The sequence below is a fragment of the Streptomyces sp. NPDC006552 genome, assembly GCF_040611655.1.
Lineage (GTDB): Bacteria > Actinomycetota > Actinomycetes > Streptomycetales > Streptomycetaceae > Streptomyces.
On sequence record NZ_JBEXOS010000119.1, the window covers coordinates 1 to 10,964 of the forward strand.

At 74.1% G+C, this 10,964-nt stretch carries 7 protein-coding genes; all 7 read right to left on the bottom strand.

The window, feature by feature from the left end; genetic code table 11:
* Positions 1 to 175: 175 nt before the first annotated feature.
* A complete protein-coding gene (locus ABZY33_RS35275; protein WP_356495805.1) occupies positions 176 to 1,300 on the bottom strand; it encodes an FHA domain-containing protein in 1,125 nt (374 codons plus the stop codon).
* A gap of 61 nt (positions 1,301 to 1,361) precedes the next feature.
* Complete coding sequence (locus ABZY33_RS35280) at positions 1,362 to 2,705, bottom strand: VWA domain-containing protein (protein ID WP_356495806.1); 1,344 nt, start codon at positions 2,703 to 2,705, stop codon at positions 1,362 to 1,364.
* 73 nt (positions 2,706 to 2,778) lie between these two features.
* A complete protein-coding gene (locus ABZY33_RS35285) occupies positions 2,779 to 4,206 on the bottom strand; it encodes a PP2C family serine/threonine-protein phosphatase (RefSeq protein WP_356495807.1) in 1,428 nt (475 codons plus the stop codon).
* Between the two features lie 31 nt (positions 4,207 to 4,237).
* On the bottom strand, positions 4,238 to 6,703 hold the full coding sequence (locus ABZY33_RS35290; RefSeq protein WP_356495811.1) for a tetratricopeptide repeat protein: 2,466 nt from the start codon (positions 6,701 to 6,703) through the stop codon (positions 4,238 to 4,240).
* Between the two features lie 176 nt (positions 6,704 to 6,879).
* Complete coding sequence (locus ABZY33_RS35295) at positions 6,880 to 8,181, bottom strand: hypothetical protein (RefSeq protein WP_356495808.1); 1,302 nt, start codon at positions 8,179 to 8,181, stop codon at positions 6,880 to 6,882.
* Between the two features lie 49 nt (positions 8,182 to 8,230).
* Complete coding sequence (locus tag ABZY33_RS35300) at positions 8,231 to 9,262, bottom strand: glutamate ABC transporter substrate-binding protein (RefSeq protein ID WP_356495809.1); 1,032 nt, start codon at positions 9,260 to 9,262, stop codon at positions 8,231 to 8,233.
* Between the two features lie 14 nt (positions 9,263 to 9,276).
* The gene (locus tag ABZY33_RS35305) at positions 9,277 to 10,731 is read right to left on the bottom strand and encodes a hypothetical protein (RefSeq protein WP_356495810.1); all 1,455 of its coding nucleotides are present in this window, start codon (positions 10,729 to 10,731) and stop codon (positions 9,277 to 9,279) included.
* Positions 10,732 to 10,964 lie beyond the last annotated feature (233 nt).

Below are 10,964 nucleotides of genomic sequence, written 5' to 3' on the forward strand. Positions count from 1 at the left end.
AGGGGCTTGCGGCTTCGCCGCTGGCCCAGGGGCGCCGATGAGATGGCGCACGTAGTGCGCATCTCAGGGGCGCGGGGAACTGCGCGAGCAACCACGATGGCGCGTCAGCCGAAGGACGGCTCAGGGGCGCGGGGAGCTGCGCGAGGCCCGCGCCTCGGCGAGCCGCCGGGATCGGTCAGTCCCGGTGGATCGTGATGGTCGTCCACGCCCCGACATGGACCCGGTCGCCATCCTGGAGCGGGACGGGAACGAAGGGCTGGATGGGCTCCTCGCCGCCATTGACCGTCGTACCGTTCGTCGAGTTCTGGTCGACGACCGCCCACGACCCGTCCGGTTGCTGCACCAGCACCGCGTGCGAGTGCGAGACACCCGGGTCCTCCGGCGGCACCGACAGATCGATGTCCGGGGTGTCGCCGGTCGAGTGGCGGCGGCGGCCGATCGAGATCTGGTTGCCGACCAGCCGGCGCTGCTGCTCGGGCGAGTACGCGGGCAGGTTGAGCCCGGACGCCTCGGGCCCGCTGCGGTGCATCATCGCCATGAAGTACTCGCGGTCGGGACCGATCGTCGCCGACCAGCTCACCGGCCCCGGCTGCTGTTGCTGCGCGTACGGCGGCTGCTGCTGCTGCTGGAACGGCGGCGCGGGCGGGGACGAGGCCGACGGGGGCGAGAGCACCCAGTCGTCACCGTTCGTCCCGCCACCGCCGGGCCGCTGCTGGTTCGGGTACGACGGCGGCGCGGGCGGCCCCGGCTGCGTCGGCGCGGGCGCCGGCGGCTGCTGCTGGAACGCCTGCGGGACGCCCCCGCCCGTCCCGTTCGGCCCCGGCGGGGGGAAGGGGGAGGGGCCCGAGGGCTCGCTGCCGAAGGGGCTCGGCGGGATCGGCTCGGCGGGCCGGTTCATCTGCGAGGGGCGCGAACCCTGGTACTCGTACGGGTCGGGCCCCTGCGGCGGCTGCTGGAACCGCAGCGCCGGGTTCGGCCCCTGCGGACCACCGGGTCCGCCCTGCGTCGGCAGCGGCGGGTTCGGGGCCGCCGGGGTGTAGGACGTCGCCGTGTTCGTGAGGAAGTTCCAGCGGCACTCCTCGCAGAACGGGGCGCCACCCTCCCTCGGCGTCCGGCACTGCGGGCACAGCTCGGGCGCACCGCCCGCGCTCCGCCCGGGTCCGTGGGGCACGGAAGGGCCGGGGTAGCCGTAACCGGGCGGCGGCGGCGGGGGCGGGGGCACGGCACCGGCCATGCGGTGACCGCAGACCTCGCACCAGTCGTCGGAACCCGACTGGTGTCCGTTCGGGCAGGTCGGCATGTCGGCGCTTCCCCCTCTCCTTCGTACGTACTCGTATCCGTACGTCAATCCGTCTGAGCTGCTACTTCTTCACGCGAACCGTCTTGGTGGACCGGGTTTCGAGAGTCATCTCGTCGGCCTCCGCGACCTTCGCCTTCAATCGAACAGTACCTTCCGCGGCGTCGACCACGTCCACCACCTTCGAAAGCAGTTTCGCCGTATCCGCGTTCCCGGAGAGCGCCGCGAGCTGGACCGCGCGACCCAGTTTCGCGGTCGCTCCGTCCGCGTCGCCGGCCTTGCGGGCGTCCAGGCCCTGCTGGATGACCTGCGCCAGTTCGGCCTGGCCCGTGTAGTGCGCGACCTGCGGGTTGATCGACGTAGAGGCCGCCATGTCGTCCGTCCACACCGCGCGGACGAGCCCCTGGGACAGGGGCCGCGCCGAACCGTCCGGCTGCGGGACCACCAGGGAGACGCGGGCGGCGAGCATCTCCTGGCCCAGTTCGGCGCGCGGGACCTGGACGCAGACGTGGTAGTCGCGAGACTCGTCGCCCCAGGAGCCGGTCGGATAGTCGCCCGCGCGCGGGCCCGCCTCGGTGCGGCGCTCGGTCAGCTCGGCGACCGCCGGCGCCACCTGCTTGACGAACTTGATCTCGGCGCCGAGCGGCGTCCACAGCCGCAGCGCGACGTCCGCGACCTCCTTGCCCATCGCCGTCTCCATCATCTGCGTGAAGTCCGACGCCAGGTGCGCCGGGTCCGCGACGATGTCGGCGGTGCCGAGCAGCGCCGAGGCGACGCCCGTGACCTCCTTCACCTCCCAGTCGGTGCCGACGCCGCGGGCGTCACAGGTGAAGCGGCCCGCACAGGCGTCGAGCGTCGCCCGCAGGTCCTCCGGCGACTCGTGCTCGTTGCGCCCGTCGGTGAGCAGGATGCCGTGCCGGATCCCCACGTCCGCGGCGGCCAGGAGGCGGTCGGCCAGGCGCAGCCAGGTGCCGATCGCGGTGCCGCCGCCCGCGGTGAGCTTGCGCAGCGCCTGCTTGGCCTGCGCGCGGGTGGTCGGGTCGGCGACGGCGAGCCGGCCCGCGCCCGGGTAGACCTCCTTGGCGACGTGCGTGCCGGCGATCACCGCGAAGTGCACGCCGTCGCGCAGTGTGTCGATCGCCGCGGCCGAGGCATCGCGGGCGCCGCGCATCTTCGTCGGCGGATAGTCCATCGAACCGGAGCAGTCCACCATCAGCGCCACCGCGGCGTGCGGGCCGTCACCGGCCGCGTACGGCGCCGACGCGCCCACGGCCGCGCCGAGGGTGCCGCCGCCGGTGGACGTCACGGTGACGATCGCGTTGACCTCGCGGCCGCCCTCGGGCAGGAACTCGTTCTGATAGACCTCGACCGAGAACTGCGGAATGTCCGGCTTCGAGAAATTGGCCATGGTGACACGTCCCCCCTGAACAACACCATTCCTGACACCCGGCGCCCGGACCGGGCGCCGGGTCGCGTCGCGGCTAGGCCGATCCTGCCCCCTGCGGCGGGACGGGGAACGGCAGGACCGCCACTGTTACGTTGTCGTGGCCGCCGCCGTCGAGCGCGTGGCCGACGAGGACCTGGGCGCAGTGCAGCGGACGCCGGGCCGCGTCGGCGGGTACGACGCGCGCCATCTCCTCCGCGCCCTCCGCGTAGTTCCACAGCCCGTCGGTGCAGACCACCACCACACCGGGCCGGTCCGGCTTGAAGGAAGCGGTGTGCGGCTCCAGTTCGTACGCGTCCGCGCCGAGCCAGCCGGTGATCGCGTGGGCCCGCTCGTCGGCGTACGCCTCCGCCTCGTTCATCAGCCCCGCGGCGACCATCTGCGCCGCCCACGAGTCGTCCTCGGTGAGCCGGGCCGCCGGGGTGGCCCGGTCGTCGGGCACCCAGTAGACGCGGGAGTCACCGATCCAGCCGACGACCAGCAGATCGCGGGTGATGATCGAGCCGACGAAGGTGCAGGCCGGCGCGTTCTGGTGGGGCTGGTGCTCGCGGGCCGTCTCCGGCTCGCGCGCCAGCGCGTTGACCGACTCGGCGGCCGCCACGATCGCCTCGTGCATGGCCTGTTGCGGGTGGGTGCCGCGGGGCAGCGACGCGTGCAGCGCCTCGTCGGCGGCGCGGGACGCGGCGAGCGAGGCGTCGTCGGGGCGGGTCGCCGAGGAGACCCCGTCGCAGACGACGGCGACGACGGCGGGGGAGCCGTCCGGCAGCGCGGCCGAGGAGATCGCGAACGCGTCCTCGTTGCGGTGGTGGCGCAGGCCCCGGTCGCTGACGGCGGCGACCGCGCCCAACTCCTGCTCCATGTGGTCGCGTTCGCGGGGCTGGGCGTGCCCGCAGTTCTCGCAGTAACCGTCGGCGTCGACCTGCCCGGCCCGGCACGCCACACACCGCTTGGTGTCGGCCGGCGGCGTCGCGCCCTCCAGCTCCGCGGGCGCCACGGCCCGCGGATCGGGCGCGGCCAGCGCGAAGTCCCCGTCCGGGGGCGCGTCGGCCCCGGCGCCGGATCCGTCGAACCCGGCACCGGATCCATCGGCCCGGCCGGCGGGGCCAGCGGTGGGACCGGCGGCCGGTGCGGCGGGCGTGTCGGCCCCCGCGGCCGGGCCGTTCGGCCATGCCGCCGGATCGTTCATCCCCGCACCGGACCCGGCCGGCCCCTGCGGACGCGCCATCGTGGGGAGTTCGCCGCCGCCGGACTCGGTGCCGACCAGGTCCGTCGGCAGGTGCACCGGCGCGGGCGCCTCCGCACCGGCCGGCTCGGGGGCGTCCGGCCACTCCACCCCGGCGCCCTGCTCAGCCCCCGGCGGGAACGCGCCGGGCACAGGCGGCTCCGACGACAGGTCGAAACCGCAGGCCCCGCAGAAGCGGTCGCCCTTGTCGAGCGGCTCCTCGCAACTGGGACACTGCGACATAGCGGTCGGCTGGTGCGTCTGCGACATCAACTCACACCCACGTCCGGGGGCGGTAGCGGTTGGCCCGCTCCACCAGTTCGATCCTCTCCTCGCCGCGCTGAGCGAGCCTGGCAAGGGTCCGGTAGGAGCGCTCCAGTCCAAGACGCAGGCCGCGCTCGTCCAGATCGCTGCCGAGTACCACCGTGCGTCCGGGGCTCGGCGACCGACCGGAACCCTGTCCACCGGAGAGTACCCAGTCCAGCGCCGTGCCGAGGACCTCGGTGGACAACTGCTCGCGGCGGACCGCGTCGAGACCGAACGCGTCGAGCGCCTCGACCTGCCCGGCCGCGGCCGTCAGATCGTCGATCAGCGGGTCGCCGCCGGGCCCCTGCGCCGTCCGGCCCCGCAGCCGGGCCCGGACCGCGGCGACCCGGGCCGCCGTGTAGTGGATCGACGACTCCGGCACCGACTCCAGGGTGCGCACCGCGCCGCTCCGGTCGCCCGCCGCGAGCTGCACCCGCGCCAGACCGAACGCGGCGCTGACGTAACTCGGATCGGTGGACCACACCAGGCGGTAGTACTCCGCCGCGTTGTCCAGCTGCCCGAGCACCTCCGCGCAGACGCCGAGCGCCAGCTTCGGCGCGGGCTCACCGGGGAACGCGTCGTAGATCGCGTCGAACGACAGCGCCGCGTTCTCCTGATCGCCCGCCGCGAGCGCCGCCACCCCCCGGTACCAGACCACCCGCCAGTCGTCGAGGTGCTCCGCCTCCAGCGCCGCGAGCCCGCGCTGCGCCGCGTCCAGTTCACCCATCTCCAGGCGGGCCCGCAGCTCGCGCAGGCGCAGTTCGAGGGAGCCGGCCGGCGCGGCCCGCAGCGCCGAGATCAGCTCCGCGGGCGCGGATGCCATCAGGCCCGCGAGGAACCCGGCGTTCGGGTCGCCCGGGTCCACCCGCGGCACCGGGAGCGCCAGCGCGGTGGCGGACGTGCGCAACCGCTTGACCAGCGCGGAGGGTGACGGCGGCAGGACGGGAAGGGGCGCGGCGCCGACCCCGGCCGCCGCCTTGCCGCGCACGCGCACCGGGACGGCCCGCGCGCCCAGATGCGACACCTCGCCGCGCTGCCCCGCGAACAACTCCGTGTCCGTGACCTTCAGTTCGGGCCCGAACAGCGTCGACAGGGCGGGCCGGGGCCGGCCGGTCTGCACCGCCACGACCTCGCGCAGCACCCCGGTCAGCTGCTCGGTCATCTCCTGCGCGGAGGCGAACCGGCGGGCCGGGTCCGGGTCGGTGGCGCGGACGAGGAACCGGTAGAACGACTCGTACCGGCGGAACACCTCGATGGTGTCCGGGTCGGGCAGGCAGTCCACGAAGACGTTCGTGTAGCCCTGGAAGTCGAAGGTCAGCACCGCGAGCGTACGGGCGACCGTGTAGAGGTCGGAGGCGACGGAGGGGCCGACCTCGGCGACCTCGGGCGCCTGGTAGCCGACCGTGCCGTAGATGGCGGACTCGGCGTCGTCCATCCGCCGGACCGCGCCCATGTCGATCAGCTTGAGCTGGTCCTCGGTCTGTATCGCGTTGTCGACCTTGAAGTCGCAGTACAGCAGGTTGCGGCTGTGCAGGTGGCCGAGGGCCTCCAGCGCCTCGATGCCGTACGCGCAGGCCTGCTCCACCGGCAGCGGGTCGCGCCTGCCGTCGGGGGTGCGCCGCCCGTTGGCGATCTCCTTGAGCGACTTGCCGCCGACGTACTCCATGACGATGTAGCCGTCCATGGAGCCGGTGCGCTGGTCCAGGTGTTCGACGAAGTTGTAGATGCGGACGATGTTCGCGTGCTCGATCTCCGCGAGGAAGCGCCGCTCCGAGATCGCGGCCGCCATCGCGTCCTGGTCACCCGTGTCGAGCAGGCCCTTGAGGACCACCCAGCGGTCGGAGACGGCCCGGTCGACGGCGAGGTAGACCCAGCCCAGGCCGCCGTGGGCCAGGCAGCCCACGACCTCGTACTGGCCGTGCACGATGTCGCCCGCGCCCAGCTTCGGCACGAAGGAGTACGGGTGGCCGCACTTGGTGCAGAACCCTTCCGTGCGGCCGGGCCGCTCCCCGCGCGCCCGCCCCACCGGGGCCCCGCAGTCCGAACGCGAGCAGAACCGCTTGCGCTCGGGGACCTCCGGGTTCTCCTGCACCATCACGCGCGGGTCGGGCCGCGGCACGTCCGGTACGCGCACCAGGCCCGCCCCGAGCCGGGCCCGGCCCGAACTGCTCGCCGACGTGCCCGAGCTGCGCACCGACACCGACCGGGACGTGGCACCGCCCGCTAGGGAACGCGACAGCCGCCCCGACACCGACCGGCGCGACTGCGAGGAGCGCGACGAGGTGCGCGACGACGCCCGCCCGCTCGACGCCGAGCTCTGCGAGCCGCGCGAGCCGCCGCCCGCGGTCCCGGTCGGTGGCGACTCCACCAGGCCGCCCGGCGACACCACCGGCGCGAGCCCGCAGGTGTCGCAGTACAGCTCGCCGCCGCCCATGTCCTCGTAGGAACCCGCGCAGCCGGGGCGCTGGCAGCCCGCCGTGACCGGCGCGGCCGGGACGGGGGCGGCCTGACCCTGCGGTTTCAGCCCGCAGGTGTCGCAGTACAGCTCCCCGCCCATGTCCTCGTACCGGCCCGTGCAACCGGGCCGGGTGCACTCGTGCGCAGCCACGACTACGACTCCCCCCTCTGGTCCGTGGGCGCGGACAGCACGTCCGCCGCCGCCCGCTGATAGCGCAGCACCGCCGCTTCCGCCACCCGCAGATCGCAGGGCGCGCTCCACAGCATGCGGCGCGCCGCGTCGTACCGCTCCACCAGGAACGGGTCCTCCGCGAAACCGAGCCGCGCGACCTTCGCCTTGTACGCGTCGAGCCGGCCGCGCAACTCCGCGCGGACGGCCAGCGGCGCGGTCACCGCGGTCAACGACTCGCGGGCGCGCAGCAGTTCGTCCTCGGCCTTCGTCTCCAGCGATTCGAGCAGCGGCGAGAGCCGGTGCCACTGGCCGTGCCGGCGGTAGTCGGCGGCGGTCGCCAGCTGCTCCTGGAGGGCGATCGGCGGCCCGGAGACCGCGGGCACTTCCGACGCGGCGATCTTGGCGAGCACTTCGCCGCGCGCCGAGCGGGCCTCGGCGAGCGTGCGGTCGGCGCGCGAGAGCACGTCCCGCAGCCGGCCGAGCCGGGCCTCCGCGTCCTGGCGCACCGTGAGCACGGCCTCGATCTCGCGCCGCACCTCCTCCAGGGCGCGGGCCTGGCGGTCGTACGCCGTGGTGTCCGGGCGCCCGCCCCCGGGCGCCGAACTCCCCGGCGCCTTCTGCCAGTACGTGAGCGGGTCGGAGACCACCTGCTCGCGCAGCCGGGTCAGCGCGCCGGTGATCCGCTCCAGGTCGTCACCGGCCGGATGCTCGCCGGGCCGTACGCCCACGGAGTGCGCGAGCCGGCGGGTGCGGGCCAGCTCGGCGGAGAGCATGTCGATGCGGGCGGGCAGCGCCGACCAGACCGCGTCGGCGGCCACCACCATGTCCAGGGAGGACGCGTACAGGCCGTTCATCCGCTCCACGAGCGCGGCCAGCGTGAAACGCTCGGAGAGCTTCGCCGGGCCGGTGAGCGACGGCGGCGGCGCACCGGCCCCCGCCGCCGAGGCGACCGTGACGGACTCGCCGCGCAGCAGCTCCGTCAGCTGCGTGAGGTCGTCCCGGTTGGGCCACTTGCGCCGGGCGCGGATCTCGCGCGCGGCGCGCAGCGCGCCCGTGTACGCGTCGAAGTACGACCACAGCAGCGTGATCGCCTGCTCGGCCGCCGCCCAGCGCTCCCGGGTCGCCCCGGTCAGCCGCGCGCCCTCCAGCAACCGCCGCCCGGCGTGGTCCTGGAGCGCGAACAGGGACGTCTCGATCGCCTCGTGCTCGGCACCGAGCCGGGCCAGGGCACGGTCCGCCTCGTCCCGGTCCAGCACCGGACCGGGGGGTCCCGCCTCGCCCATCGATCACCTCTCGCTTCGTTCGGATCCCACCACCGCACGCGCCCGGACATCACTGGTACTTCGGTGCCGGCGGCCCCTGCGACGGGCCGAGCGCCGGCTCCAGCCAGTGGTCGTACGACTTCTGCCACCCGCCCGACCTGCGGTAGTCCTCCAGGACCTGGTTGACCCGGCGCACCAGTTCGTCGGCGCCCTTCTTCATGGCGACGCCGTAGTACTCCTTGGTGAACGGCTCGCCCTTCAGCTCCACCGTCGGGTCCTGCGCGGCCTGGCTCGCCGCGAGCGCGCCGTCGGTGACCACGGCGTCGACCTCGCCGAGCTGGAGCCGCACCAGGCAGTCCAGCTGGTTGGGGACCGTCTCGGAGATGTCCGTGTCGGCGGGGATCTTCTGCTGCGTCCGGCCCAGCCGCAGCGCTGCCTCGGCCGTCGAACCCGCCGCCGAGCAGACCCGCTTGCCGCCGAGCGTCCCGTCGAACCCGGTGATCGCCGACGCCTTCGGGGCGAGCACCTGCTGGCCGGTCTGGAAGTAGGCGGTCGAGTAGTCGACGTCCTTGAGGCGCTCGCAGCTGATGGTCATCGTGCGCACCACCATGTCGACCTCGCCGCGCTGGATCGCGGGGATCCGCTGGTTGGTGGGGATGGCCTTGAAGCGGACCTTGTCGGGGCTGCCGAGGATCTCCTTGGCGATCTCATGGGCGAGGTCGATGTCGAAGCCCTCCAGCTCGCTCGACTCGTCCACGCTGTTCGGGTCGCGGTAACCCCACCGGTAGCTGTTCTGGTCGACGCCGACCGACAGATAGCCGCGGTCCTTGACGGCCCGCACCGCGCCGCCGTCGGCGCTGCCCGAACGGCTGACGCTGCGCTCGGGCTCCTTGCCCTTGGTGTCCGGGTCGCAGTCGTCGGCCCTCGCCTGCACCCCGGCGGCCACGCCGCCGGGACCGGACCCCGCGCCGCCGCCACCGCCGCCGCGCTGCGCCAGGGGGAGCAGCAGCGCGAAGACCGCCGTCAGCGCACAGGCGACCGCCATCGCCGCCACACCGCCCCAGCCGCGCAGACTCACCGTGCGGCTGCCTCGCTGCGCCATGTCCGCACCCCCTCTCACCGGTACTCCGAAAGCCTGCGCCCGACGCCGAGCACCGCGCCCGCGGCGGCGAGGACCGCGAGCAGCGCCGCGCCCGCGGGCAGCCCGGTCATCGCGGAGCGCGCGGCGCCCGCGTCGGCGCTGAACTGACGCTGCTCGTGCGCGAGCGCCTGGTCGAGATTCTGGTCCACGAGATCGAAGCACTCACCCGTCGGCTTGGCCGCCTTCGAACCGATGATCTTGTCGAGGGCGCCCTGGTAGTCGCCGTCGTCGTCCGCGGCGCGGGCGTCCGTGTGCCGCTTCAGCCATTCCTTCATGCCGGCGTCGGCGCCGTCCACCGGGGCCCGGCCCGCGCCGTCGTCGGCCAGCGCGTCCGCCGCCGTCAGCTTCGTCGCAAGCAGCCGCATCTGCTTCTGGAAGTCGACGTCGTACTTGTCCTTGATCACGCCCTTGACCTTCGTGGTCTCCGCGCCGCGGCTGACCAGCGTCAGGTTCTCGTTCCCCCGCGCCTTCAGCGAGGCGATGCTCGCGTCGTGCAGCACGTTCAGCGAGCGCACCCCGCTGTCGTACGAGGAGTCGAGCCCGCTGCGCGCGACGGTGTGCCCCACGACGAGCCAGAGCAGGACGACGACGGAGGCGGCGGTGGCGGCGAGCATCCCGTGGTTGAACACCCGGTTCGTCAGGCGGTAGTTGCGGCGCTGTGCCCAGCCCAGGGCGGCGAGGGCGAGCACGCCGCAGGCGATCGCGATCCACGGGTAGGGGGTCGCGGCGTCGTAGTCGTCGCGCAGCCGCCGGTTCTCCGTGGTGTAGAGGTTCTCCGCCTCCGGGAGCATCTGGGTCTGCATCTTCTCGTTCGCGTACCGCAGATAGGCGCCGCCCAGCGGGAAGCCCTGCCGGTTGTTGGCCCGGGCCCGCTCGATGAGCCCCTTGTACTGCGGCAGCAGCGTGTTCAGCTTCGCGATGGTGGTCGCGGAGGGGGAGCCCGGGTCGGTGGCGGCCGCGGCCGTGACGAGTTTCTGCGCGGCCGTGCGGATGTCGCGCTCGTACCGCTCGCGCACGGCGGCGGGCTCCTGGCCCCCCGCGAGGAAGCCGCTGGAGGCGGCGGTGTTGGCGTCGGCGAGCGAGCGGTAGATGTCGGCGGCGTCGGCGCTCAGCGGCTGGCTGGAGTGGAGCACGTCGTCGGCGGCGGCCGAGCGGTCGGTCATCTGCCAGGCCGTCGTCGCGCCGAACGCGACCACGAGCAGGGCCAGTACGGCGCCGATGATGCGCAGCCGGCCGGGCTCGGTGGTGGCCGCCGAGCGCAGCCGGTCCACGCCCTCGGCCCAGGCGGTGCGGCGGGTGGGGGCGGGGGCGCCCGGCGCCGGGGGCGGCACGGTCACGGTGCCGCGCGCAGGCTGCGGCGGCACGCTCGGGAGCGGCGGCGCTGCGGGGTGCCCCGGTGGCGCCGCGCTTCCGTTCGGCGGGTATGTCACTCGACCCTCCCCCATGGTCGTACGTCGGCCGCAAGTATCGCTGCCGCGATGGACATCCGCACAGGCATTGACTCGATCTTGTTTGCGGGCCCTCCTCTTGAACACGAGCGGGGGGTGTGTTCGGTTCCCGGGTGCGGGTCCGGTGGGGGCTGGTCGCGCAGCTCCCCGCACCCCTGGAGGGGAGGCTGCGCGCAGCGCATGCCTCAGGGGCGCGGGGAACTGCGCGACCAGCC

Coding starts and splice junctions, on each gene's coding strand:
- ABZY33_RS35275 (WP_356495805.1), bottom strand. CDS start 1,300: ATGCCGACCTGCCCGAACGGACACCAGTCGGGTTCCGACGACTGGTGC.
- ABZY33_RS35280 (WP_356495806.1), bottom strand. CDS start 2,705: ATGGCCAATTTCTCGAAGCCGGACATTCCGCAGTTCTCGGTCGAGGTC.
- ABZY33_RS35285 (WP_356495807.1), bottom strand. CDS start 4,206: ATGTCGCAGTGTCCCAGTTGCGAGGAGCCGCTCGACAAGGGCGACCGC.
- ABZY33_RS35290 (WP_356495811.1), bottom strand. CDS start 6,703: ATGGGCGGCGGCGAGCTGTACTGCGACACCTGCGGGCTCGCGCCGGTG.
- ABZY33_RS35295 (WP_356495808.1), bottom strand. CDS start 8,181: ATGGGCGAGGCGGGACCCCCCGGTCCGGTGCTGGACCGGGACGAGGCG.
- ABZY33_RS35300 (WP_356495809.1), bottom strand. CDS start 9,262: ATGGCGCAGCGAGGCAGCCGCACGGTGAGTCTGCGCGGCTGGGGCGGT.